At 35.4% G+C, this 25327-nt stretch carries 24 protein-coding genes; 2 read left to right on the top strand and 22 right to left on the bottom strand.

Annotated elements, in window-relative coordinates; translation table 11 throughout:
* Positions 1-3 precede the first annotated feature (3 nt).
* Complete coding sequence (locus tag R9X47_RS19850) at positions 4-1866, bottom strand: sigma-54 interaction domain-containing protein (RefSeq protein ID WP_432662819.1); 1863 nt, start codon at positions 1864-1866, stop codon at positions 4-6.
* 155 nt (positions 1867-2021) lie between these two features.
* Here R9X47_RS19850 and R9X47_RS19845 point away from each other — a divergent pair, with 155 nt between their 5' ends.
* Positions 2022-2522: a hypothetical protein gene (locus R9X47_RS19845; protein WP_432662818.1), complete on the top strand. Its 501-nt coding sequence runs from the start codon at positions 2022-2024 to the stop codon at positions 2520-2522.
* A gap of 172 nt (positions 2523-2694) precedes the next feature.
* Here the strand turns inward: R9X47_RS19845 and groL are convergent, their stop codons facing one another.
* The 4 genes from groL to R9X47_RS19825 form a co-directional block, all read right to left on the bottom strand.
* A complete protein-coding gene (gene groL, locus R9X47_RS19840; RefSeq protein WP_432662817.1) occupies positions 2695-4326 on the bottom strand; it encodes a chaperonin GroEL in 1632 nt (543 codons plus the stop codon).
* A gap of 28 nt (positions 4327-4354) precedes the next feature.
* The gene (groES, locus tag R9X47_RS19835; RefSeq protein WP_432662816.1) at positions 4355-4639 is read right to left on the bottom strand and encodes a co-chaperone GroES; all 285 of its coding nucleotides are present in this window, start codon (positions 4637-4639) and stop codon (positions 4355-4357) included.
* 473 nt (positions 4640-5112) lie between these two features.
* Complete coding sequence (locus R9X47_RS19830; RefSeq protein WP_432662815.1) at positions 5113-5796, bottom strand: TIGR00266 family protein; 684 nt, start codon at positions 5794-5796, stop codon at positions 5113-5115.
* Positions 5797-6119: 323 nt separating this feature from the next.
* A complete protein-coding gene (locus R9X47_RS19825) occupies positions 6120-7001 on the bottom strand; it encodes a DNA-3-methyladenine glycosylase family protein (RefSeq protein WP_432662814.1) in 882 nt (293 codons plus the stop codon).
* A gap of 116 nt (positions 7002-7117) precedes the next feature.
* On the opposite strand from R9X47_RS19825, the gene R9X47_RS19820 reads away from it, so the two are divergent.
* Positions 7118-8512 (top strand): hypothetical protein, encoded by a 1395-nt coding sequence (locus tag R9X47_RS19820; protein ID WP_432662813.1) that lies wholly within the window; start codon positions 7118-7120, stop codon positions 8510-8512.
* 154 nt (positions 8513-8666) lie between these two features.
* Here the strand turns inward: R9X47_RS19820 and R9X47_RS19815 are convergent, their stop codons facing one another.
* From R9X47_RS19815 to R9X47_RS19735, 17 genes are all read right to left on the bottom strand, one after another.
* Positions 8667-9347: a hypothetical protein gene (locus tag R9X47_RS19815; protein ID WP_432662812.1), complete on the bottom strand. Its 681-nt coding sequence runs from the start codon at positions 9345-9347 to the stop codon at positions 8667-8669.
* A gap of 13 nt (positions 9348-9360) precedes the next feature.
* Entirely contained in the window at positions 9361-9825 is a 465-nt protein-coding gene (locus R9X47_RS19810; protein ID WP_432662811.1) for a zinc ribbon domain-containing protein, read from the bottom strand.
* A gap of 212 nt (positions 9826-10037) precedes the next feature.
* Positions 10038-11747 carry an adenine deaminase gene (gene ade, locus R9X47_RS19805; protein ID WP_432667670.1) on the bottom strand — a complete coding sequence of 570 codons (1710 nt, stop codon included), beginning with the start codon at positions 11745-11747 and terminating at the stop codon, positions 10038-10040.
* 238 nt (positions 11748-11985) lie between these two features.
* Positions 11986-12975: a xanthine dehydrogenase family protein molybdopterin-binding subunit gene (locus R9X47_RS19800; protein WP_432662810.1), complete on the bottom strand. Its 990-nt coding sequence runs from the start codon at positions 12973-12975 to the stop codon at positions 11986-11988.
* Position 12976: 1 nt separating this feature from the next.
* A complete protein-coding gene (locus tag R9X47_RS19795; RefSeq protein ID WP_432662808.1) occupies positions 12977-14242 on the bottom strand; it encodes a xanthine dehydrogenase family protein molybdopterin-binding subunit in 1266 nt (421 codons plus the stop codon).
* Entirely contained in the window at positions 14235-14723 is a 489-nt protein-coding gene (locus R9X47_RS19790) for a (2Fe-2S)-binding protein (protein ID WP_432662806.1), read from the bottom strand. The genes R9X47_RS19795 and R9X47_RS19790 overlap by 8 nt, the downstream gene beginning before the upstream one ends.
* A gap of 387 nt (positions 14724-15110) precedes the next feature.
* Positions 15111-15968: an FAD binding domain-containing protein gene (locus tag R9X47_RS19785; protein ID WP_432662804.1), complete on the bottom strand. Its 858-nt coding sequence runs from the start codon at positions 15966-15968 to the stop codon at positions 15111-15113.
* A 187-nt stretch (positions 15969-16155) separates the two neighbouring features.
* Positions 16156-17487 carry a 5'-deoxyadenosine deaminase gene (locus tag R9X47_RS19780; RefSeq protein WP_432662800.1) on the bottom strand — a complete coding sequence of 444 codons (1332 nt, stop codon included), beginning with the start codon at positions 17485-17487 and terminating at the stop codon, positions 16156-16158.
* Between the two features lie 217 nt (positions 17488-17704).
* Positions 17705-19051, bottom strand: a complete 1347-nt coding sequence (locus R9X47_RS19775) for an NCS2 family permease (protein WP_432662798.1) — start codon at positions 19049-19051, stop codon at positions 17705-17707.
* Positions 19052-19401: 350 nt separating this feature from the next.
* Positions 19402-21210, bottom strand: coding sequence for an adenine deaminase (gene ade / locus R9X47_RS19770; protein WP_432662796.1), 1809 nt, complete (start codon positions 21208-21210; stop codon positions 19402-19404).
* A gap of 16 nt (positions 21211-21226) precedes the next feature.
* Positions 21227-21514: a EutN/CcmL family microcompartment protein gene (locus R9X47_RS19765; RefSeq protein WP_432662794.1), complete on the bottom strand. Its 288-nt coding sequence runs from the start codon at positions 21512-21514 to the stop codon at positions 21227-21229.
* Between the two features lie 155 nt (positions 21515-21669).
* Complete coding sequence (locus R9X47_RS19760) at positions 21670-22452, bottom strand: flavoprotein (protein ID WP_432662792.1); 783 nt, start codon at positions 22450-22452, stop codon at positions 21670-21672.
* A 47-nt stretch (positions 22453-22499) separates the two neighbouring features.
* Positions 22500-22775 (bottom strand): BMC domain-containing protein, encoded by a 276-nt coding sequence (locus R9X47_RS19755; RefSeq protein ID WP_432407265.1) that lies wholly within the window; start codon positions 22773-22775, stop codon positions 22500-22502.
* A gap of 59 nt (positions 22776-22834) precedes the next feature.
* Entirely contained in the window at positions 22835-23269 is a 435-nt protein-coding gene (locus R9X47_RS19750; RefSeq protein ID WP_432662791.1) for a BMC domain-containing protein, read from the bottom strand.
* Between the two features lie 22 nt (positions 23270-23291).
* Positions 23292-23678: a hypothetical protein gene (locus R9X47_RS19745; protein WP_432662790.1), complete on the bottom strand. Its 387-nt coding sequence runs from the start codon at positions 23676-23678 to the stop codon at positions 23292-23294.
* A 12-nt stretch (positions 23679-23690) separates the two neighbouring features.
* Positions 23691-23960, bottom strand: a complete 270-nt coding sequence (locus tag R9X47_RS19740) for a BMC domain-containing protein (RefSeq protein ID WP_432662788.1) — start codon at positions 23958-23960, stop codon at positions 23691-23693.
* Positions 23961-25322 carry a UbiD family decarboxylase gene (locus tag R9X47_RS19735; protein ID WP_432662786.1) on the bottom strand — a complete coding sequence of 454 codons (1362 nt, stop codon included), beginning with the start codon at positions 25320-25322 and terminating at the stop codon, positions 23961-23963.
* Between the last annotated feature and the right edge of the window lie 5 nt (positions 25323-25327).

Genomic DNA, 25327 nt, shown 5'->3' with positions numbered 1-25327 from the left:
TATTTATATTTTATTAACGTCTATACCATATTTTTTTACTTTATCATAAAAGCTCGTTTTTCCTATATCTAGTATATCCATGACCTTTTTTTTGTCACCACTATAAATCTTTAATGCATTCATAATCGCATCCTTTTCAGCGTCTATCACTACCTTTTTTAAAGGCTTAACATCTTGTTTATCCACTACTTCATTGGTTTTGACTTCAATTTTTAAATCCTTCGAAAGTATAGTATTACCTTCACATAAAATAACTGCTCTTTCCAATATATTTTCAAGCTCTCTAATGTTTCCCGGCCAGTCGTATTTCTTTAGCTTTTTTAAAGCCTCTCCTGATAAATGCTTTTCTTCACATCCGGCTATTTTGCAAATCCCAGGTAATTTGGAATACACGATGCTGTGAATATCTCCCTTTCTTTCCCGCAGTGGAGGAACCCAAATAGGAAATACATTTATTCTATAAAATAGGTCCTCTCTAAATCTCCCATTTAGAACCTCTTCCTCTAGATTTCTATTTGTAGCGGCTATTATTCTAAGCTCCACGTTGATCTCCTGTTCTCCTCCAACTCTAAAGAAAGTCTTGCTTTGTAGTGCTTGTAGAAGCTTTACCTGCATAGAAAGAGGGATTTCAGATATCTCATCCAAAAATATTGTCCCGCCATTTGCCATTTCAAAGAATCCAACTTTCCCATTTTTCCTAGCTCCTGTGAAGGCCCCTGCTTCATAGCCAAAAAACTCACTTTCCATAAGAGACTCAGGAATAGAACCACAATTCACTTGGATAAAGGGCTTATTCCTATTCTTGCTCGAATCATGGATTTCCTTTGCCATTAAACCCTTTCCAGTTCCACTTTCCCCTAATAGAAGAATTGTAGAGTTTAGTTTTGACGCCTTATAAAGAAGGGTTTTAATCTCCTTTATCTCATCACTTTCTCCTATTACCCTTTTAAAAAAATCAATCTTTTCCTCTCTTTGCTTAAATTTCTTCTCAATCTCTTCTAATCTAAGATATGCTTCATTTCTTTCTTCTATAAGATTTTTAAGCTCTGATATATCCTTAACCTTTAAAAGTGCACCTACTCTTCTATTTCTTCGATTCACAGGCTCAAGAGAGCATAGAGTTGGTCTGCCATTTATCTCTATAAATTTATCTCTAAAACGTATATTCTTTCCTTTAGCAGCTTCATAGAAATCCTCTATGGCAGAAACATATCCATGAATATCAAAAATATCCCTTCCGATGACATCAACTTCATGATCTTGCCCCTTAGCCATGTATTCTCTGCCCATAAGTAAATCATAAATACTTTCCCTTCTTATGGTATACCCCTTACTTTGATAGAACTTTACATTTCCATTCTTACCGTCAAGTACAACTATATAACCAAGGGCATTAATGTATTCAGTTTCAAATTCTTCCTCATCTACAGATATATTCATGGTTTTTCCGGCAAAATCTACTTGTACTTCTATATGAACATCTAGAAAAGTAGTGTTCAGTCTAAGTATTTCATCACTATAATTCTTCGTATATTTGAATATTGGATCAGTCTTTTCATCCTTATATACACCTACAGCTACTATTGAATCCCCAATCTCAATATCTTCATTGTCTATACCAATTACCCTTAAATTCTCTGGTTTAAGTCCTCCATCATCTCTCCCTAGATTATTATCAGCTATTATAACTATGTCTCCCTCTATTATTTGCCCCGATTCGTGACCCCTTCCCTCATCATTAACGACACCAAAAACTTCCTTGGCCTTCTTATTATATATTTGAATTATTCCATGGTTATCAATAAATATAAATCCTTCTGACATCATGTCAGTAAATTGATTTATATATTCCAGATCCGTAAACACAAGAGTTTCCTCCTTACATAAGCATTACTATTACAATCATTATATACAAATTCAAAGGAATTTAAAATAAAGTTATTTTTATTCTGAATATTCTGAAATTATTTGTTTATTTCTGCTTCTTTCAGTATATAATAATTATATAGGGAGGTGATATTATGTTTAATATCATAGCAACTTTTGACAACGTTATAAGCCTTAAAAAGCTTGTAAAAAAGCTCAGAAAGAATCCCAAGGTTAAAGGGCATATCCTAGTAATCAATGAAAATGATGTTATTAGAGAAGATGAAAGGTATATATCAAGTGTTCTAATTAAACGTTCTAGAGAGGTATCTAGCTTAGGATTAGATGACACTTTTAAAGGAATAATATTCGGCGCAATTATCGGAGCTATATCTTCAGTTTCCGCCATACTATTTAATGTAAGCCTTTTAGGCCTATCAACCATTGCTTTGTTAGGTATATTGGCAATAATATTCTATGGAGCTGCAGTAGGTAGTATAATTGGCTTACTAATAACTAATCTCATAAGTAAGTACTATACAAAGGGCTTTGACGGAGAAATGACATTAATCATCAAAGAAGTGGATGATGAGGTTAAGGATGTTGTTGTTGATGCTATAAAGGAGTATACCCCAGAGAAATTCAGTGTGTATTAGTGATTTTGCCACTGCCTACTAGTCGCTAGCTTCTAGCTTTAACTTAAGTCATTTTACTAGGTCTTTTTAAAACAGAAGCGCCTTAAGACGCTAAAAAGGAGTGGGATTATATTTCCCCACTCCTTCTTTATCTTTTCCTATAAGCTAGTAGTTAAAAGCTATCAGCTACTTACTACATCATTGGAGGCATTCCGCCGCCCATGCCCATTGGAGGCATATCATTCTTTTCTTCTGGAAGATCAGCTACTGCTGCTTCAGTTGTTAAGAATAATGCTGAGATTGATGCTGCGTTTTGAAGAGCTGAACGAGTTACCTTAGTTGGGTCAACTATACCAGCTTCAAGCATTGCAACATATTTTTCGTTAAGTGCATCGAAACCAACACCTGGCTCACTGTTTCTAACCTTCTCAACTACTACAGAACCTTCAAGACCTGCATTGATAGCTATTTGTCTCACTGGCTCTTCTAGAGCTCTTCTGATTATTAATGCACCAGTCTTGGCATCTCCTTCTAAAGCTTCTATTACAGCTTCAACAGCTGGAATAGCATTAATAAGTACAGTACCACCACCAGCAACTATACCTTCTTCAACAGCCGCTCTAGTTGCATTTAATGCATCTTCTATTCTTAACTTTCTTTCCTTCATTTCAGTTTCAGTAGCAGCACCTACTTCGATAACTGCAACTCCACCTGAAAGCTTAGCAAGTCTCTCTTGTAACTTTTCTCTATCGAAATCAGAAGAAGTTTCTTCGATTTGACTTCTTATTTGTCTAATTCTATCTTCAATAGCTGAAGTTGCTCCAGCACCATCGATAACAGTAGTGTTTTCTTTATCTATCTTAACAGACTTAGCTGTTCCTAACATATTTAATTCAACTGTCTTAAGGTCTAATCCTAATTCTTCAGATATCACTTGACCACCAGTTACTATAGCTATATCTTGAAGCATTGCCTTTCTTCTATCACCGAATCCAGGAGCTTTAACAGCAACACACTCGAATGTTCCTCTAAGCTTATTAACAACAAGAGTAGCAAGAGCTTCGCCTTCAATATCTTCAGCGATTATTAATAATTTCTTTCCTTGTTGAACTATTTGCTCAAGGATTGGAAGAATCTCTTGAATATTAGTTATCTTCTTATCTGTAATTAAGATGTATGGGCTTTCTAGTACTGCTTCCATCTTTTCAGTATCAGTTACCATGTAAGGAGATACGTATCCTCTATCAAACTGCATACCTTCAACTACCTCTAAAGTAGTTCCCATAGTTCTTGACTCTTCAACAGTTATAACTCCGTCTTTTCCTACTTTTTCCATAGCTTCAGCTATAAGAGAACCTATCTTCTCATCAGCAGCTGAAACAGAAGCAACGTTAGCTATAGCCTCTTTTCCTTCTATTTGCTTTGAGTTTTTCTTGATTTCTTCAACTGATGCTACAACAGCCTCTTCAATACCTTTTTTAAGGATCATTGGGTTAGCACCAGCAGCTACGTTTTTTAATCCTTCTCTAATTATAGCTTGAGCTAATAATGTAGCTGTAGTAGTACCGTCACCAGCAACATCATTAGTCTTAGTAGCAACTTCCTTAACTAATTGAGCTCCCATGTTCTCATATACGTCTTTTAATTCGATTTCACGAGCAATAGTAACACCATCGTTAGTAATAGTTGGTGAACCAAACTTCTTATCTAATATAACGTTTCTACCCTTAGGTCCTAATGTAACCTTAACAGTGTTAGCTAACTTATTAACACCTTCTTCTAATTTACGACGAGCGTCTTCACAGAATTTAATTTCCTTTGCCATTATGTAAACCTCCTTCAAAGATTTTTAATTATTCTACTACCGCTAATAGATCATTTTGTCTTAAAATTGTGTATTCTTGACCATCATACTTAATTTCTGTACCAGCATATTTTGAGAATATAACCTTATCTCCTACTTTAACTTCCATCTTAACTTCTTTACCATCAACCATTCCACCTGGTCCTACTGCAACTATTTCAGCCATTTGTGGTTGTTCCTTAGCTTGGCTTGGTAAAACGATTCCGCTTTTAGTTTTTTCTTCAGCTTCTACCTTCTTGATAACAACTCTGTCACCTAGTGGTTTGATATTCATTGTAAAACCTCCTCGTTTCTTTCTTTTATTTAAATTTATTTACTAGCCAAATTATTAGCACTCACCTTTATCGAGTGCTAATCACAATACTAATTTACAATATTAGTAATTATAAGGCAACTCCGATTTTAGGCAATTTCATTTGATATTTTGCTATTTTTATTGATTAGTAGTTTATTTTGCAACACCACTTCTATTTTCTTCATTTTTCTCATTATTATTCTATTTTATTAATATTTTAGCTTTAACTATTCATATTTTACTTAAAATTCACATTTTTTATAACAATTTTTCCCCTAAAAAACAGTTTTACTGCTTGTTTAATCACTATTATTATCTAATTTACGATGATTTTTTTTTATCTTTGAACCTCTTTTACGAAAACAGGGACCGTCTCATAAAAGCATCTTTTGAGTTCAGCCCCTGAATACTTCAAAAATAATTGTTACACCTAAACTACTAATTTATATTCTTTAACTACTGCTTGTTGGTATAAAGGGTATTATTTCTCTAGCTAGATTCATAATAGGCATAGTTTGAAGCCATATCTTCCCTGGTCCCCTTAGTTTCGCCAAGAAAAGTCCTTCTCCGCCAAAAAACATATTTTTAAAGCCCTTTACCATTTCAATATCAAACTCCACAGTTGGTTCAAACATGGCAACGTGACCCGTATCCACTTTCATAACTTCTCCTGGCGCTAGATTGTATTCAACGACTTCTCCATCAATCTCCATAAATGCTAATCCAGGCCCAGTTATTCTCTGGAGTATAAATCCTTCACCACCGAAAATTCCTGCTCCAATTTTCTTTCTAAAATGCATCTCAAGTTTCACATCTCTCTCAGCACATAAAAACGTCTTTTTCTGACATATCACCGATTGGCCTGCTCTAAGCTCCATAGGAAGAATTTTCCCCGGAAGTGAAGAAGGGAAAGCAATAGTTGCATTATCTTTTTTAGATTTGTATGTAGTCATGAATAGGGATTCTCCCGCAAGCTTTCTTGCTATACCACCAAATAAACCGCCTTCCATGTTGGTACTCATTTCAACCTCCTCAGACATCCATCCCATACCGCCTGATTCTGTAAACACACTTTCGCCCCTGTCTAGTTTCATTATAACTACGGGTAAGGTTTCACCTTTGATTTCGTATTTCAAGTTGCCACTCCCTTTCTTTTTATAGGGATTTAAGTAAAGACTTTAATTTATAAATCTCCAAAACTCCCAAAAGCTATGAGTATTTGTACATTTATAAACTCAGTTTTCCTATGTAAACCCTATACTATTAATCTTAATTATATAATATGTAGAGTTTAATTTCTATAATAAGGGTTATAAGGATAAATTTTCTTAAGTATAGATGTGTGATTCAAAAACTTGAGTTAGTCAAAATTTTTATTCACACATCTACAAAAAAATACAATGTTCCCATTATAGTTCTAACAGGAACATATCATAAAAATATTGATGAACTATGTAAATCACTTTTTTCTTCCTATTTTCAGTTCTCTTGCATAATAGAACAAGTACTGCTGTGCAAAGCCCGCTATACTTCCAAACTTCTCCTGGGCAAAGCTTTGAATTTTTTTAAGGCTTGTACCCTCTGGAACATAGAAATACTCCATAACTCTCTTTACCCATACATCTATAGGAAAGGCATCGTCCTTATCCATGGAAAAGAACATAATACAATCGGAAACCTTTGGTCCTATTCCAGGAAAAAGTATGAGCTGCTCCCTTGCTTCATCTGTATCCACACCTTTTAAGTTATAAATATCTATCTCCTTTGTAGCTACAAGCTTGGCTGCACTTAATATATATTTAGCTCTAAAACCTATTCCGCTGAACTGGATATCTTCTATATTTAAATTATTTAGTACCTCTGGTTTTGGAAAACTAAAATATTTCTTCCCTTTATATTCGCCAATAAATTCTCCATAATTTTCACTCAGAGCTTCTATAGCCCTCTTTATCATAGGTATCCTATTATTTGCTGAGACTATAAAGGACACTAGTGTTTCCCATTCATCCTGCTTAAGAATTCGAATACCATACCCAAACTCCACCGAGGTCTTCATGGTCTCATCTAGCTTTCCTAAACGTTCTTTTATTTCTCCATAATTCCTAGCTAAATCAAAATAGTTATGCCATATATTCATAAATTCATCACGGGTTGTATTATCAATATAAACATTGTTATCTTCCTTTTTAAGATTGATAACTCTTCCTAATGCTACCCCCGTATAACTCCCGTCCTCTTGTTTATTCCATCTAAAACACTGTCCACATTCAAATATATGGGGAAGTTCAAAATCCTTTACATCTTCTAACATTACTCCGTTTTGTATTTCATGAATTTTCATATATATAACACTCCTTTTAAAATCTAGTCATATTTTACTAACAATCAAAATAATATATTATTTAAAGGGTTTATAAATAAAAATATAGAATTAATAACCTTTAGGGGTGGATTACTATGGATAATTTTTTGGACAAACTCAAAAAAAATAAAATATTGTCAATGGAAGATATACTCTTAATTAAGAACAATATCAATGAGGAACATCCTCATTTAGATAATTCCTCTAAAGCAAACATTCTAGCTAGATCAATCCACGATATCCTAAACGAAAATCTAAGGGGCTTTACTAAGGACTATAAAAGTGATATAAAAACCTATCTAATAAAAAACACTATCTTAAACAATAAAAGGTCCATCTATCAATATGATGTATTCAAAGCCTGCGCTTCATCTGAAGATACATCACTTGAATTTATTTATCAAGTCACTAAATGGGCAAGCAAGCAGGCCAATGAAGAAATAGCTCTAAATACCATAAAAAATATCATTGAAGAAATAGATATTGATTCCAGTGATATAGTGGACGAAATCTCCCTAAGTAAAGTATTAGAAGAAAGCAACGAAGCGGAAGATACATATGAACCTATTACCCAAGAAACTCCTAAAGATATCACTGAGCCCGTAGATGATAATGAATACTCTGATAGTGAACAAGCCCTAGATTCAGAAGAACCCTTAGAAATCGAAGCTGAAGTTGAATTTGAAGCCCCATCAGAAGAGGAAGCCATCGAACCCCAAACGCTTAAACAATATATCATTGAAATTAAAAATAAAATCTATAAAATTATACACACTATACATACAAATCTAGTAAATGAAAAATATAGAAAATATATACTTATATATTCCCTCTTAATATGTCTTTTAATCGTTCCCTTTACACATATTATTAAAAATAAAGGAGATGACGGCCTTATAGAGGTTGTTAGCAGCGTAGAATATGATGAAAATTCATTGGAGTTTGGAAAAAAAGATAATGCTATTATAGATGAAGAAATTCTAGCTATTACAAGTCATCTACCGCTGGATTTACAGTATAAAAAGATAAACCAAGAGGGCTTGAAAAATTATTTAGTTGAAAGAAATTCACTTTTGTCCAGCGAACCGTATTTTACGACAATAATCGATTCTGCCAGAGAGTTTAACATAAATCCTATTCTGTTATTTACAATAGCAGGCCATGAGCAATCCTTCGTACCACGTAACCATGAAATGGCTAAAGAAATTGCCAATAATCCCTATAACGTTTTTAGGAGCTGGAAAGACTATAATACCGATATCGAAGATTCCTCAAAAATAGCATGTAGAACAGTTATAAATCTTTTAAAGGGCAGACCTGAAAATGAGGATCCTTTTAAATGGATCAACAGAAAGTATGCCGAGGATAAGAATTGGTGGAAGGGTGTAAGTCGTATATATAATACCTTAGAGAAGAGGGCTGGACTAAAGGTAAGTATTAATGATCTTGGTAGAACTTCTGAAAAAGTGTACATTAATATTACTGATTAAAATGTAATATATAAACAGACCCCAGGTACACTCTTTGTTTGTATCTCGGGTCTATCTATTAGTTATTCTCTTTATCTTTAAGGAAAACAATATATTATTATAGCATTCTCCTACAATGCCCTGTTATCAAAGTATAATATTAATGAGCTACAATTTATTTTGACCAAATTATTGAACCGTCAAATCCATAGCCATCATTTGCCAGTATAACCTCGTGTCTGTCTCCCTTTGAATCTTTCCACTTAATTTTTTCACTAGGCATTCCGCAAGGTAAAAATGTTTCAATATAGATTGTTTGATTTCTTACTTCATCTAGTTCATGCATAACTTTAACTTCTAAAAATTTATTAGCCTCATCATTCCACTCAAGCTTTATTAATTGAAAATCATATATACTACCAATAACCTCGGTTCTAAAATACTCACCACTACCTTGTCCTTTAATCCGTATTTCTTCATATTCTTCAACTAAATCTTCAATATTAGAACCTACAATAGATACAGTTTGTGATGGAATACTTGTCTTTTCTAGAACATATCTTAATTCCTTTTCATTAACGTCTATTATCCTTAATACATTATAACTAGTTGAATCATCTTTCTCTATTTTTTGTTCATCTTGCTCTTCCAACTTTTCTTTTAAATTGCTGATCTGTTTTTCTAATTCTTGAATTTTCAAATTTGTGTTATTTAACTTTTCTTCCAGTCCGTGCTTCTCAGCAATAGTCTTTTCTAAGTTGCTTAAAGTTATTTCCCGACTCTCTTTGTTATTTTCACTACACCCCGTTGATAACAACATTGTAAATAAAACTGCTACTAAAATGTATCTTTGCATAAAATTCACCCTTTTAATTAACTGCGTCTCCACAATTAGCACAGAATTTACAATCTTCATCCAAACTTTCATTACAATTCCTACATATCAAAGTATCCTTCAGTGATTCTTCTTTTTCATCTTGTGTTTCAAATTTGTAACCACAGAAGGAGCAAAATCTAGTATCATAATCAACGACTTTATTACAATCAGGACATTTCTTTCCATCAGTAATTTCCTTGGCTTCTAATTCCAACGCCTCAATTTCTTCTAGCTTTTTTAAACAATTATTACAGTTTCCCTCAATCAACTCTGATAATCCATCAAAGTTACCTTTTTTATATAGTTCAAAGGTAGTTTCTCCTATTTTTTTAAATTCGTCTTGTAGCTCCTTTTGAGCCTGAGATATTTGCATTTTGACCCTATTAATTTCAATTATAACTTTTGCCTTTTCGCCTGCTTCAGAGGCTCCTTTTTTTAGCTTATCAAAAAAGCTCATATTTACCTCTCCTTTCAAAATTATAGACTATACCGAATAATTTGTGCCTATATTTATAAGTAGTTATATTATATAAATAACGACAACAAAAGTATGTCGTAATTTGTAAATATAATAACTTTTCTTTAAGAAGTTTCACCTCACGTAAATGAACCCGTAGTTATCATTAAAATATAAAGCCCATGATTTTTAATCATGGGCTTTATATTTTATTAACTCTTTACACTTAAATCTATAAAGTCAAATTTCGTAACATCGAACAAGCCTACATCTGTAAGCTTAAGCTCTGGTATTACAGGAAGTGCAAGGAAAGCTAGGGTCATAAATGGATCTATATCCTTATTTACACCCATATCATAGGCTATTTTTAACATTTCCTTAAGCTCCGTACTTACTTCATCTAAAGACTTATCAGAAATCAAACCAGCTATAGGTAGAGGTAATGATTTTAAAACCTTACCCTTAGAGCATATAGTAATTCCACCGCCTATTTCTCCGATTTCTTTGATAGCTAAAAGAATATCTTCATCGTTATCTCCAGCAACGATAAGGTTATGGGAGTCATGGGCAACTGTCGATGCTATGGCACCACCCTTTAGATTGAAGTTTTCAACAAGCCCTAGACCAATGTTTCCAGTTTTATTATGTCTCTCAATTACAACGAGCTTTAGGATATCAAGCATGTCATTATACTTAAAGTAACCCTCTTCTGTGTCTACCTTTCTAATAACCTTCTTAGTAACAAGGCTGTGGGCTGACAATCTCATAACATTTACAATGTCACTTTCTAGCTTGATCTTAAGCATATCCTTATTTACTTCACTTAATCTTACGGTATCCATGACCTTTGAGTTCTTTTTAGCTTTAACCTCAAATAGAGCTTTACTGTTCTTTGCAACCAGCTTACCCTCTTTAAATACCTTTTCAACATTAAAGCTTTCTATGTCATCTATAACTATTAAATCTGCCAAATATCCAGGTACAATAGCCCCTCTATCATATAGTCTATAGCACTCAGCTGCGTTCAACGATGCGATTTTAATTGCAGATATAGGGTCGATTCCGTTCTTTATTGCCAGTCTTATATTATTATCAATATGTCCGTCATTTAATATATCCTCTGGGTGCCTGTCGTCAGTACAGAACAAAGTTCTCCTAAGATTAGCTCTGGTTATGCCCTTTATTAATTCCTCTAGGTTTCTTGCAGCAGAACCTTCTCTGATCAGTATATACATTCCTAATCTAATTCTATCCTGCATCTCTTCCACAGTAGTACATTCATGTTCTGTCCTTATACCCGCACTAACATATGCATTTAATTCCTTTCCTGCAATATCCGGTCCATGACCATCCTTTATCTTATCTCCTGCTATCTTTATTTTATCAAGTACCTCTTTATTGCCTCCAATTACAGCTGGGTAATCCATCAATTCTCCTAGCCCTAAGACTCTATCACTATTAATCATTTTTTCAAGCTCATCAGCACAGAGCTTTGCTCCTGAATTTTCAAATGCCGTTGCAGGCACACAGGATGGAAGCATTACAAATACGTCAAGTGGAATACCTTTACTCCCCTCTAGGATATATTCAATACCATCTAAACCACATACATTAGCTATTTCATGGGGATCAGCTATTATAGTTGTAGTTCCATGTGGTACTATGGCCTTGGCAAACTGTCCTGGAGTTACCATTGATGACTCGATATGTACGTGACCATCTATAAGTCCCGGTGCTACATATTTACCATTTAGATCAATTTCTTCTTTTCCATTATATTCTCCTATACCCGCTATTCTTCCATCACTTATTGCTACGTCTCCCTCTATTATTTCCTCAGAAAACACGTCGACAATCTTTGCATTTTTTAGTACTAAATCAGCATCCACTCTCCCGGCTGCTATGTCGATTCTTTTTTTCATGTCGATGGTCAAAGCATCACTCCCTCTCATTTACTAGTTACAAGTATTGCATAGCATCTTTAATGTATTATAAAAAAGTCTTTAATAAAGATTCTCAAGGTTAACTTTCTTGAAATACATAACGGAAATTATATTTGTCCACAATTTTTAGAGGTTTATAATTTCCTATGTATTATAATAAAATACAGACCACTTTACGTACTCTGTATTTAAAATCCAACTCTCCAAGGCGACTCTATTAGTCGCCTTGTTTAATCCCATTTAATATTTTCTCCGGTAATGCCGGTAGTTCAGTTATCCTCACACCAACTGCATTATATATTGCATTTAATATAGCAGGAGCTACAGGTATCATAACTGGCTCACCAATTCCCTTTGCTCCAAAAGGTCCCGTTGATTCAGGGTCCTCAATAATAATTTTTTCTATCTCTGGTATATCAAGACTTGTTGGGATGATATATTTTGAAAACTTGTTATTTTTTATCCTTCCATCATTTAGTACGATATCTTCAAATAGCGCATATCCAGCTCCCATGGCAAATCCTCCATCTATCTGCCCCTCAACCATGGAAGGATTTATTGCTCTTCCAACATCTTGGGCACAAACAGCCCTAATGATATCGACCTTTCCCGTTTCAGTGTCTACCTCTACCTCAACCCCATAACAATTGAAGGTATAGGGCCAATATGGAGCACCCTGTCCAGTCTCTGCGTCCATTTCAGTGGTCTGAGCAATAAAACTCTCGGTTACTGTTAATTTCTCACCTTTATCTTTAAAATTTTGAGCAATTTTTTCAAAGCTTATTCTCTTTTGTGGAAACATTTTAAGATAAACCTCTTTATCCTTAGCCTCTAATCCTATAGAAGTATTTAATTTTAAATATTCCTTTGCTGCTTCAAATAATCTTTTCTTAAATGCCTCCACAGCTAGTTTTACTGCATTTCCAGTATTATAAGTCTGTCTACTGGCCGCTGCTGTCCCTGAATCAGGTGTTTCGTTACTATCCTCATGTACTATCTTAATATCATCAATACTAATTCCTAAAACTTCAGCTCCTATCTGACATAGAATAGTTTTAGCACCCTGTCCGACCTCTGAAGCTCCAACAGAAATAGAAACTTTACCATCGTCCTCTAGTCTTGCAGTAGCCACAGAGACATCTGGAAATCCATTTCCATATCCAGTACCATAAAAGGAGGCAGCAATACCTTTACCCCTTCTCTTCATATTATATCATCTCACTTTCTTCAGAAAACATTCTTTTGGATACTGCTTCTATGCATTCCTTAAGAGGGGCACTCTCTGTAAGTACCTGACCAGTTGCAGTTATGCTTCCCTTTCCAAAGCAATTTTTTAGTCTAATTTCTATAGGACTCATTCCCAGCTTTTCTGCCAAAATGTCCATTTGCTGTTCATTGGCTACCGGAGTTTGTGTTGCTCCAAAGCCTCTCATAGCTCCACAGAATGGGTTATTCGTATAAACTGCATAACTATCAATCTTAACATTAGGAATTTCATAGGGGCCAGTGGCATGTACTCCAGCTTTTCTTAGAACATTTACAGCCCACGATGCATAGGCTCCTGTGTCCCCCACTATTTCTGCCTCGAAGGCTATCAACTTTCCTTCTTTATTGGCTCCTGTCTTAAATTTCATATAAAAGGGATGTCTCTTTGAATGGGCATAAAAGGATTCTTCTCTGGAATAACATACCTTAACGGGTCTTTTTGTAAGTAACGCTCCTAATGCAATATGTATCTGCATTGTTATATCCTCACGTCCACCAAAGGCTCCACCAACAGCAGGATTTACTATTCTTACCTTTTCTTTAGCACATCCTAAAGCATCGGCTACTTCTATCTGGTCAAAGTGAGGATACTGAGTAGCTGCACATATAACTACAGTTTCGTTCTCTTCTAAGTAGGCTAAACCGCTTTCTAGCTGCAAAAATGCATGATCTACCATTGAAGTCTTATATTCATTTTCTACTACAACATCACATGCTTCAAATCCCTCATCTATATTACCTTTTCTACATTTATAATGATAAACTATATTGCTATCTCCATGGACTTTAGGAGCATCATCCTTCATTGCTTCCCTCGGATCAAAAACTGCAGGAAGCTTATCATACTTTACTTCTATATATTTACTAGCCTCTAATGCCGCCTTTTCGCTTTCGGCAACTACAAAGGCTAATGGATCTCCAATTCTTCTTACTTTATTTTTACAGAAAACCTCATGATCTTTAAAGTACACACCATGATGATTTTCTCCAGTGATATCCTCATGGGTCAATATCTTCACCACACCAGGTAATCTCTCTGCGTTACTTATATCCATAGAAAAGTTTGCATGGGGCTCCGTTGACCTTACAGTCACTCCATAAAGCATACCTTCCATATACAGATCTCCAGGATACTTTGCCTTGCCTAGTATTTTCTGTTTACCATCTACCCTAATTAGATTCTTTCCTACACTTTTATAATCACTCATTGGCTTCACTTCCTTGTTCTCGTAATAGTTCCGAAGCCTTTTCAATGGAATCAATAATTTTTTCATATCCCGTACATCTACATAGATTGCCTGAAATAGCCTCTCTTATTTCTTCTCTTGTTGGATTAATATTTCTATCAAGCAACGCCTTTGCCGATAGGACCATTCCCGGTGTACAATATCCGCACTGCACTGCACCATTATCTAAGAAAGCCTTTTGTATAGGATGTAAATTATTTTCATCACCCAGTCCCTCTATGGTTACAATGTTCTTACCATGGGCTTGAGTCGCTAAAAGTAGACATGATGTAACCGTTTTACCGTTCAAGATTACTGTACAGGCTCCACACTCCCCTTCGCCGCAGCCTTCCTTCGTACCTAATAAGTTCATTTTTTCCCTTAATAAATCTATAAGCCTCAAGTCCTCTTCAACTTCAAGCTTATAATCTTTACCATTAATATTGACCTCAATATTAATCATGGAATTCACATCTCCTTTATTCTTTTACTTTACATAACAAATGATAATCTTTGATTATATAGACATGCGAGTGTGAAGTCTAAGTTTTAGGAAGGATCACATACCATTCTAATATAATTTAAACTTCATACTCACACATCCATAATGGTATAGCCCAAGGAGTTTTGATATTTCATCCCCGTGATTTCAATGAGCCTTGTTTTATCCTTTAAAATCATATACAAAACGGGCTCAATATAGAGATTCAAGTAAAACTATTAATTTATACCCATCCAAAACTCCCAGAGGCATTGAGTATTTGTATATGTATAAATTAAGTTATACTAAGAACTCTATGCACATGAACGAAAAGGAAATATCAAAGCTCCGCCTATTAGGGTTTAATCCCTAGCCATTAACTGCATTATAAACAGCCTTCTTAAACACTCCCTTTACAGCTTCCCTCTTATATTCCAAGGAACTTCTACCCGCAAGCCTCTGAGACAAAGTCTCTGAGTACTTCATCGCCGCTTCTTCAATAATCTTGTCACATAGTTCTTTCCCCTTCATAAATTCCTCAACACTACGTTCTCTAAGGGGATAACCGCCCAATGCTCCCGAGGCAATCCTAATATCCTTTATTAACTTACCTTCAATTTCCATATAAACCGAAGAACTAATTTTTGATATAGCCAGTGCATTTCTTGGCCCAAGCTTTTCAAAACCTATATTGATTTTCTTATCCTTTAAGATAGGAATTCTAACACTAACTAACATTTCATTGGCTCTTAATGCAGTTTTACCTCTACCTTGATAAAACTCACTGAGCTTTAGAGTCCTTGCCTCTTGATTGCATTTAATGCTTAGTATTGCATCTAAAGCCAATAGCGGGGGCACACCATCTGCTGCAGGAGAAGCATTGCATATATTCCCTCCAATAGTGCCCATGTTTCTTATTTGTGGTGATCCAACTGACTTTGCAGCCTTCCATAATCCAGGCATTTTCTCTTTAATATATTCATTCTGGACTATTTCTGAAAATGTAGTTAGCGCTCCCAGTATTATTTCATTCTCAAGAATCTCTATTTTCTTCATTTCTCTAATATCTGAAATATCAATTATTATGTTTCCCTTATTTTTATCTTCTCGAATATGAACTAATAAGTCGGTGCCACCTGCTAAAACTTCTGCTTTGTCACGATGCTTTTCCAGTAATTGTAGAGCATTGTTTACATCGAATACCTTGTGAACCTTTTCGATTCCCATAGAATAACTTCCCCCTTTTCTATGTTCTATGGTATAGAGTTCATACAGGAAAACTCAATTTACACATATACAAATACTTAGGGGTCTTTGTGGCTGTGTATGTGTATAAATTAATAGTTTTCCTTGAATCTCTATAGGGTTCAAAACTTTTAAACCTTCCTTGAAAGTTAAATTTATAGAACTACACTTAAATAGTGAATTTCTCCATTTGCTGCTTAATAAGTCTATTGGCATCACTCATGATTGATTTTTCATTTAAGGTTAGAAGCACCCTATCCTTCATAACAATTTTTCCATCTATAATTGTAGTTTCAACATTATGACCAGAAGCAGAATATACTAATTGAGATATGATATTGGAGCCTTCATGTGGCGCATTGCTTATATCGTTAAGATCAACTATTGCAATATCCGCTTTTTTTCCAGCTTCTAAGCTTCCAAGCTCGTTCTCCATACCCATTGCTTTTGCTCCATTTATCGTAGCTAGCTCAAACACCTTCTCTGCCGGCATTACAGTAGGGCTAAGGAGTCTTGCCTTTTGAATTAGTGCCGCACTTCTCATTTCTCTAAATATATCCATGTTGTTATTGCAAGGTGCTCCATCAAGTGCAATGGATACGTTTGCTCCTAATTCAAGCAGTTCTGGAATCTTTGCAATACCAGAAGCTAATTTCAAGTTAGAATTTGGACAGTGGGATATTTTAGTTCCTGTATCTGCTAATATTTTCATTTCCTCATCATCTAACCATATACAATGGGCTAATATAAGGTCTTCACCTGTCATACCAAGCTTATGAAGATACTTAATGTTCCTCATACCCCTATCCTTTTCAACTAGCTCTATCTCTCCTCTATTCTCCGATGCATGGGTATGAACCATAACACCATATTCCTTTGATAGATCTCTAACTCTTGTAAGAAGCTCCTCTGTACATGAAACAACAAATCTCGGTGCGAAAGCATAGTGGATTCTTCCATTTGCTGTCTTATGCCATTTTTTAAGAAGTCTAACACTTTCCTTAATAGATTCATTTGTATCTTCCATAAGTGATTTCGGAACTTCTGCACCATAATCCATCATACATTTACCTACTATAGCTCTAAATCCACTTTCTTCAATGGCATTTAAAGCAGACTCCGTATGATTTACAGTCTCCATATCTATAATTGAAGTAGTACCACTCTTTATAAGCTCTGCTATTCCAAGCTTTGCAGAAGCATAGTTTGTTTCTGCAGTATGACCACCTTCAAGTGGCCAGATTCTCTTTCTTAACCAGTCGAGTAATTCTAAGTCATCGGCCTTACCTTTAAATAGGGTTTGAGTTAAGTGGACATGGGTTTGTATCAATCCTGGAATTATAACCTTACCCTCTGCATCTATCTCTACTTCTGCACTTCTCTCAATAGATGGAGCAATTTCCTCTATCTTATCATCTTTTATAAAGATATCGCCCTTAAAGATTTGTCTTTCTTTGTTCATTGTTACTATTGTTCCCTTTGTAATTTTCAGTGTTGACATATAAATCCTCCTTTAAATTATCAGGTCTATCCTTTGCTGTTAATTAGCAGTAAAGAGTTCACAGCTAAGAACAAGGTTTCTTATCCTATGGTTACCCCTTCAAAATCATGTCGTTTTCCAGTAGGTTTAATGACAGTTATTCCTTAGCTGTCAACTCTTGACTGTTAATTGAGAGAAATCCCCTATCACTTATCATAAAAGATAGGGGATAATGGTTTTAAATGAAGAATTTAAATACGAAGATTATGGAGATTATATACATTAGAGGTGATACATCTCTAGCCTTTCCTGTTAAAGTCTTTAGTAATACGTAGCTTATCATACCAAATACAATACCTTCAGCAATACTATATGCAAGTGGCATCATTATTATTGCTAAGAAAGATGGAATCGCCTCAGTAAAATCATTAAGATCTATTTCTTTTATAGGACTCATCATGAAAAGACCTACAAGAACCAAAGCCGGTGCAGTTGCAGCACCTGGTATCATGATAAATACTGGAGAGAATAGTAATGCTAGAGCAAACATACCAGCACTTGATAAAGCAGTTAAACCTGTTCTTCCACCTTCTGCAACACCTGAAGCACTTTCAACGTATGTTGTAACTGTACTTGTTCCTAAAAGAGCTCCCGCCGTTGTTCCAACAGCATCTGCGAAAAGAGCTTGCTTAGCTTTAGGTAAATTTCCTTTTTCGTCTAACATATCTGCCTTAGTTGCTACACCAACTAATGTTCCTATGGTGTCAAACATGTCTACAAACAAGAATGTAAATAATACAATTAACATATCCACTGAAAAAATATTTGAGAAATCAAGTTGGAATAGAATAGGACTAAGCGATGGAGGCGCACTCATAAGCTTAAAGCCTTCAACGTTTGTAACTCCCATAGGGATACCGATAACAGTACTTACTAGTATACCTATTAGTAAAGCTCCTTTAACGCCTTTAGCAAGTAATACACCTGTAAGTACTATACCTATTATGGCTAATAATGGTGCTCCTGAAGTTACGTTACCTAGTTTTACTATAAGACCGTCAAGTTTTCCATCTCCTATATGGAATTTACCTGTTGTTATAATGCCTGAATTTACTAATCCTATTAGTGCAATAAACAACCCGATACCAACTGAAACAGCTCTTTTTAAATTTAATGGTATACAATTTATTATTGCTTCACGAATATTAAAGAAGGTAAGAATAATAAAGATAATCCCCTCTAAAAATACTGCTGTTAATGCGAATTGCCAAGAATAACCCATACCTAAAACAACGGTATATGCAAAGAAGGCATTTAACCCCATACCTGGAGCCAGTGCAAATGGCAGATTAGCATAGAATGCCATTATCAATGTTGCAAGTACTGCTGACAAAGCCGTTGCAGTAAATACTGCTCCTGAATCCATTCCAGTTGAGGATAAGATAATTGGATTAACTATGAGAATATAAGCCATAGTCATAAAAGTGGTTATACCTGCGGTTACTTCTGTTTTGACATCAGTACCATTCTCGGAAAGCTTAAACCTTTTTTCAAAAAATCCATCATTCTTTGTAAGACTCGTCAATTGTTTCCCCTCCTTTATTTTTAAGACCTACCGCATAAGTACACAATTTCTCCCTCCTTTTAGACAAATTGCAGTAGGTAGCTCCTACCAAATATACTCATATAGGTCATTACTTTTTAGTCGGGTACTAACTATAGATATCGCAATTATTCCTCCACATTTTGTTTCCTTGAATACCCCTAAACCTTTGGCTATTCAAGAAATCAAAATGTAAATTTATAAGTGGTGTCTATCTATAGAGATTCCAGTGCAACTATCAATTTATACACATCCAAGACTCTCAGAAACGCTGAGTATATGTATAAATTGAGTTTTCCCAGGAACTCTATATATTTAATTGATCTGCTTTCTTACTTTACTGGATCTAAAATCTCAAAATTATCTACATCTATTAGACCTCTGTCAGTGATCTTCCACTTAGGACTAGTTGACAGAGCAAGGAATGATAAGTGCATGAATGGAGCATGAACCTTGCATCCTAATTGGTTCTTAGCTGTGTTTTCTAATTCATTTATCTTTCTACTTACTTCACTACCTGTTAGTTCATCGGTTATTAGTCCACCTACAGGTAATCTGAGTTCATCTAATATTCTACCTCTATCTGCGATAGCTAATCCGCCACCCATTTCTATAACTCTATTTACTGCGAGGGTCATGTCTTCTAAATTCGTACCAACTACCATTATGTTATGGGTATCATGGGCAACACTTTCTGCAAAAGCACCGCTAGTCAGTCCGAAGCCCTTTACGAAAGCCTTTCCTATGTTACCGTTTCTTCCATATCTTTCAATACATGCGATTTCAAGAACATCTCCTGATGTATCCGGTAAAACTACACCATTTTGTACTCTTAAGTCAAATTCAAGACTTCCAGATAGGTTTTGATCAGGTATAAGCTCTATACATCTAACAGTAGCCGTACTTCCTGAAGCCTTTATCTCAAGATCGCTCTTTGAGATTGGTCCTCTTTTAACTGAGTTTTTAACTGTATCAGGGTATACATATTTAGGTATATCTACAACCATTTGTCCCCTAGCTGCGACTAAATTACCTTCTATGAATACTGCGTCAACAGTCATATTCTTCAAATCACTTATTATTGCTATATCAGCAAGTTTACCTGGAGCTAAAACTCCTCTATCTTCAAGCCCAAAGTATGTTGCTGGATTTATAGTAACCATTTGTATTGCCTCTACTGGATCTACTCCCTCGGCTATGGTTCTTTTCACGATTTCATTCATATGTCCTAATTTTTCTAGATCCTCTGCAACCATATCATCAGTTGCAAGTATTGCTCTTCTTGAATCTAAACCTTCTTCAGTTATGGCTCTAATACACTCCGCCATATTTCTCTGAGTAGAACCTTCTCTCATGAAAACATATACGCCTTGTCTAAGCTTTTCAACGCATTCTTCCTTAGTGGTAGTTTCATGACAAGAACATCTTCCACCGGTTGAGATAATATGAGCTGCAAGCTCACTTCCAAATAACTCCGGTGCATTTCCATCAACAACTTTTCCTATACTTCTTGCATAGGCAGTTGATGCAACTAAGTCAGTTATTATTTCAGGAGTATTTCTATATACGTGCTTGGCATTACTAAAGCCTTGAAGCTCTCCGATTCCAATTATATTTTTATAGTTTAAAAGTTCCTCCATATCCTTAGAAGTAATATCTACTCCTGCAGTTTCAAGCTGCGGACAATCAGGAGTTAACGCCGGCACTACTAAGTGAACATGATTTGGTGTTACACTAGCTTCATCAGCCATTGCTAACATTCCTACAGAACCTAAAGCATTTCCTATCTCATGGGGATCAGCCACTAGTGTTGTAGTTCCTGAAGGTATAGACAATCTTGAAAATTCAGAAACAGTTAACATGCTACTTTCAAAATGCATGTGAGAGTCTATGAAACCTGGTGATATATATTTTCCATTTACATCTATAACTAGAGTTTCATTACCTATAAGCTTTTCAGAGTCTCCAACAACTAATATGTGCTTACCCTTAATTGCTAGATCGGCTCTATATACTTCTCTAGTTATTACATTGATCACATTCCCACCATGTAAAACTATATCTGCATGCTTCATATCAGACATTAGTACATCTATTAGCTCTCTATATTCCATTGCTTTTTTTATAATATCTGGCTTCACTCCCATCACCACCCTTCTATTTCTTATCAAATACATCTAAATATATATCAACGTTATCTATGATTCCAATAATCGCTGCATCAATAGGTGAATCAAGCTTTCTAGCTGCATATCTAGCTGCAGTTCCCTTGGTGTATATTACATATTCACCGATACCAGCTCCAACTGTATCTACAGTAATTATTGGCTCACCAATAGGTTCTTTTTTTATATTAAGGGGCTGCGTGAATAATAACTTACACCCAACCAGCTTTTCATCTTTTCTTGTAGCTACAACCGTTCCAATTACCATCCCAGTGTGCATAGGAACACTCCTTTATTCAGGTCAAAGATAACAGGTGATAAGCTGTGAGAAAAGTTTCAAATTACTTAACCTCCACTTTTATCACAGCTAAGGTAATATATTCGGTGTTAACATATCAATAGCTACCTGTTAACCATCAACCACAAAGTAATAAGTTAGCGAAATACTACTTTTATCTTATTTTCCCTCGCTACATCTTTGGCTAGAGGAGTTATAATGGTTCCTCTACTTACAACAAATTCTTCTGCTTTTCCTACTAAGTCCAAGATATCTCTTTCAGTTACAACCTTCTTTGAATCTACTTTTTCTTTCTTAGCAAATTCATTTTTTCTATCTCTAGATATACCTACTTCTTTACTAATACATGCCCTATAGTCATGTTCTTTAATTATTTTTGCTCCAAAGTCTTTTAGTGTCTGTATATGACTATTCATTAAGCTGAGCATCTTCTTGTTTCCACATGGTATATGATTTCTGCCCGCTCCTGAATTTTCATTGATAAACACCTTTTTATCAGCCCACAATAGCTGCCATAATAGTGTAGATATAAAGCTGTCCTGTATTCCTACAGCCACCTTAGCCAGAGTATTCTGGGTTAAGGCAGGGACTAAAGCTATATCTGAGGATTGTACTATTCCTAAGCACTTCTCCTTATCACCTTCAAAATAGAGTTTATGTGGTCTTAGTAAATTTGTTATTCTATCAATATCAAGGACTTCTTCAGCACTTTTTGAAAAACATACTGTCAGTAGATAACCCTTCTCTACAAGTTTTTTTAGATTATCAAGGGCTTTGTCAGTTTCTAAATTGCTCCCTGTAAACAGTACTAAAATGTTTTCCTTTTCTACATTAGAATATTTCTTAAGCTCAATGCTTTGATTATTTATTCTTGTGGTGATATCTCCAAGAACCTGCATTATTAAATCTTTATTAGACATGAAAATATCTCCCTTTTACGAGTTAAACGTTAGACGTTTAAACATCCTTATTCTTTATTTAATATAACTCTTTCAACTTCAGAGTGCGGGCGTGGGATTACATGTACAGAATGAAGTTCTCCTACTGATCTTGCAGCTTCTGCTCCTGCATCTGTAGCTGCCTTAACTGCTCCTACATCTCCTCTTACCATAACTGTTACAAGTCCAAAACCTATCTTCTCGTAGCTTACTATTGTAACGTTTGCTGCCTTAACCATAGCATCTGCTGCCTCTATTGCTCCTACTAATCCTTTAGTTTCAACTAATCCTAATGCTTGACTCATATAAATGACCTCCTCATTTTTTTTGTTTGAAGTTTATTGAATCTTAAAGCTCATTGTTACTATTCTTCTGAAGATTCGTTTGTAGCTGATTCTGCTACTTTTTCTTGCTTAATTTCATCTTTTTTTGTAGCTGCACTTTGCTTCTTTCCGGATACTGTCTGTTTCTTTTTAGGCTCACTCTTTTTCTTGCTATCTTTTTTATTGTTTTCCTTAAACATCTCAATTAGTCTATTCACATCTTCGTGGGGTCTTGGTAGTACTCTTGATGCTAAAACCGTTCCCACTTTTTCAGCGGCAATAACTCCGTACTCGACTGCCGCCTGTACAGCTGCTACTTGACCAACTAAATGTATTGTTACACTTACAGATTTACCTGCACCAATAACCTTTTCACAACCAACAAGTTGTACATCAGCAGTATCTGTAGCTGCATCCAATGCGGCAGCCGCTGCAGATAGTCCTACTGTTTCTATAAGTCCAAGTGCTGCACCCATAAAGGCTTACACCTCCAAATCTCTATCTTTTCTTCCCAATGGAAGTTAAAGAAACCTTTGGAACTATATCTTCTAAACTGACTTTATTAATTCCCTTTCTATACGGCTCCTTGATTTTCTCAGTTACTGAATTATCTTCTACTTTATTGTCGCCTACACTTTTACTAATAAGCTCATCTAGCGTAACATGCTTCGTTGAAGTTTTACTCTCAGCGTTTCTACTAACTTCAATTCTTCTATTGGCTTCCGGTTTTCTATTCTGACTAGTTCCTTTGTGTATGATATTCCTTATCATATTCTCTTCTTTATTTCCAATATGCATCTTATTGCCTCCGGGACCATTACCTTTGCTAGAGGTACATTTCTCTACTATATTTTGCATAATTGTTCTGGTTAACTGATTTGTCATTCTAACACCCCATTAATCGCCAAATAATTTGTCAAGCTCTTCATTTGGTCTAGGTATTACATTTACTGATATTACTTCAGCCATATTGCCAGCAGTAGCCTTTGCATTCTCAATTGCAGCTTTTACTGCTGCTACATCACCTTCAACAATAACCGAAATTACTCCGGAACCCACTAGGTTGAAATCCTTTATCCTTACATCAGCAGTTTTAAGCATAGTATCTGCAGCCTGTATTGCTGCTACCTTGCTCCTAATCTCAAAAAATCCAATTGCTTGCCTCATCTACATACCCCCTTTTAGATTGGGGAAATACTTTTCTATATCAATCTTTTCATAACCAGGAATTATAGCTTTGTTAAACTTTATTCCTGCTTCTCCTAGCGGCTTAGTAGCATCGATGCCTATCTTATCTGTAATCCCTCTGGTGTTATGGGAAGGATCTAATCCTGATCCATGGGCACCATTCACTATTACTATATCGCTGGAGGCTTGAACTCTAGTGGCAAGAGCTCCTTCTATATCATCACCGTCAAATATGTCAATATCGTCGTCTACAACAATTACATGCTTCATATCCTTATTACTTCCAAGTGCTCCTAAGATAACACCTTTTCCATCGCCTTCTTGCTTCTTGTTGATTGAAACGATTCCATGGAATCTACAACCACCACCAATTGTTACATTTACATCCTTAACATCTGCAAACTTACTAACATGCATATAGAGCTCAACTTCTCTTATCAGTCCATTTGAAAGATGTTCTTCTCTACAAGGGAAGGAAACCTGGAAGATTGGGTCATTTCTAAACATCACCGCTTTAACTTCTATAACGGGATGACTAGCTACCTTACCATAGTATCCCATAAGTTCACCAAATGGCCCTTCAATCTCTTCTCTATCATGTGGTATAATCCCCTCAAATACTATCTCAGCATGGGCAGGAACTTCTAAGTCGACATGATGACATTTAACAAGTTCTAAAGGTACTCCCCTTAAAGCACTGTCTACTTCATATTTGTCTACACCATAGAGTTCACTACTGATTTGCGATGCTAAAAGAAACGCATAATCATAACCTAATATAACTGCTACTTCAAGGTCCTTTTTCTTAGCCTTTAGTTCCTTTAGCTGACCTGTAAGCAAAGGTGATGCTATTAGTATACTTAAGTTATCTCCTCTATTTACCTGAAGCCTTCGAATAGAAGTGTAGCGTTTTCCGGTTTCTGGATCTTTAATTATTACAACACCTGCTGTAATAAAGTTAGAAGAATCGTCTTCATGGAATGTCGGTATAGGAAACAACCTGTTAATATCTATGTTTCTAGTAACGATATTTTCTTTAACAGGACCATTGTCCAATATTCTAGTACTCTGTGGATTGGCTATTGCATCCATAAACTTACAAATACGCTCTTCATGGTTTGTGTCAACCATGTCATAGAATATATCTCGATCTCCGAACATACCTCCTATGATTGATACATTACTTCCCTTTACATTGTTAAATAACACTGGTTTTCTATTACTAAAATGTTTTAGAACTGCTCCTAATTCGAACTTTGGATCAACTTGTCTATCACATACTAAAAGTTTGCCACTTTTCCTTAATTTTTCTAAATCGGCTCTTAACATTTGCCTTTCCATTTAAT

It is taken from the genome of Wukongibacter baidiensis, assembly GCF_050888315.1.
Classification (GTDB): Bacteria; Bacillota; Clostridia; order Peptostreptococcales; family Caminicellaceae; genus Wukongibacter; species Wukongibacter baidiensis.
The sequence above is the reverse complement of the archived record's forward strand: the minus strand, read 5'-3'. Positions and strand labels throughout refer to the sequence as shown.

Excerpts from the sequence above, each read along its gene's own strand:
- R9X47_RS19845 (WP_432662818.1), top strand. The coding sequence starts at position 2,022 with ATGTTTAATATCATAGCAACTTTTGACAACGTTATAAGCCTTAAAAAG.
- groL (WP_432662817.1), bottom strand. The coding sequence starts at position 4,326 with ATGGCAAAGGAAATTAAATTCTGTGAAGACGCTCGTCGTAAATTAGAA.
- groES (WP_432662816.1), bottom strand. The coding sequence starts at position 4,639 with ATGAATATCAAACCACTAGGTGACAGAGTTGTTATCAAGAAGGTAGAA.
- R9X47_RS19825 (WP_432662814.1), bottom strand. The coding sequence starts at position 7,001 with ATGAAAATTCATGAAATACAAAACGGAGTAATGTTAGAAGATGTAAAG.
- R9X47_RS19820 (WP_432662813.1), top strand. The coding sequence starts at position 7,118 with ATGGATAATTTTTTGGACAAACTCAAAAAAAATAAAATATTGTCAATG.
- R9X47_RS19815 (WP_432662812.1), bottom strand. The coding sequence starts at position 9,347 with ATGCAAAGATACATTTTAGTAGCAGTTTTATTTACAATGTTGTTATCA.
- R9X47_RS19810 (WP_432662811.1), bottom strand. The coding sequence starts at position 9,825 with ATGAGCTTTTTTGATAAGCTAAAAAAAGGAGCCTCTGAAGCAGGCGAA.
- ade (WP_432667670.1), bottom strand. The coding sequence starts at position 11,747 with ATGAAAAAAAGAATCGACATAGCAGCCGGGAGAGTGGATGCTGATTTA.
- R9X47_RS19800 (WP_432662810.1), bottom strand. The coding sequence starts at position 12,975 with ATGAAGAGAAGGGGTAAAGGTATTGCTGCCTCCTTTTATGGTACTGGA.
- R9X47_RS19795 (WP_432662808.1), bottom strand. The coding sequence starts at position 14,242 with ATGAGTGATTATAAAAGTGTAGGAAAGAATCTAATTAGGGTAGATGGT.
- R9X47_RS19790 (WP_432662806.1), bottom strand. The coding sequence starts at position 14,723 with ATGATTAATATTGAGGTCAATATTAATGGTAAAGATTATAAGCTTGAA.
- R9X47_RS19785 (WP_432662804.1), bottom strand. The coding sequence starts at position 15,968 with ATGGGAATCGAAAAGGTTCACAAGGTATTCGATGTAAACAATGCTCTA.
- R9X47_RS19780 (WP_432662800.1), bottom strand. The coding sequence starts at position 17,487 with ATGTCAACACTGAAAATTACAAAGGGAACAATAGTAACAATGAACAAA.
- R9X47_RS19765 (WP_432662794.1), bottom strand. The coding sequence starts at position 21,514 with ATGCACACTGGGATGGTAATTGGAACGGTTGTAGCTACAAGAAAAGAT.
- R9X47_RS19760 (WP_432662792.1), bottom strand. The coding sequence starts at position 22,452 with ATGTCTAATAAAGATTTAATAATGCAGGTTCTTGGAGATATCACCACA.
- R9X47_RS19755 (WP_432407265.1), bottom strand. The coding sequence starts at position 22,775 with ATGAGTCAAGCATTAGGATTAGTTGAAACTAAAGGATTAGTAGGAGCA.
- R9X47_RS19750 (WP_432662791.1), bottom strand. The coding sequence starts at position 23,269 with ATGGGTGCAGCACTTGGACTTATAGAAACAGTAGGACTATCTGCAGCG.
- R9X47_RS19745 (WP_432662790.1), bottom strand. The coding sequence starts at position 23,678 with ATGACAAATCAGTTAACCAGAACAATTATGCAAAATATAGTAGAGAAA.
- R9X47_RS19740 (WP_432662788.1), bottom strand. The coding sequence starts at position 23,960 with ATGAGGCAAGCAATTGGATTTTTTGAGATTAGGAGCAAGGTAGCAGCA.
- R9X47_RS19735 (WP_432662786.1), bottom strand. The coding sequence starts at position 25,322 with ATGGAAAGGCAAATGTTAAGAGCCGATTTAGAAAAATTAAGGAAAAGT.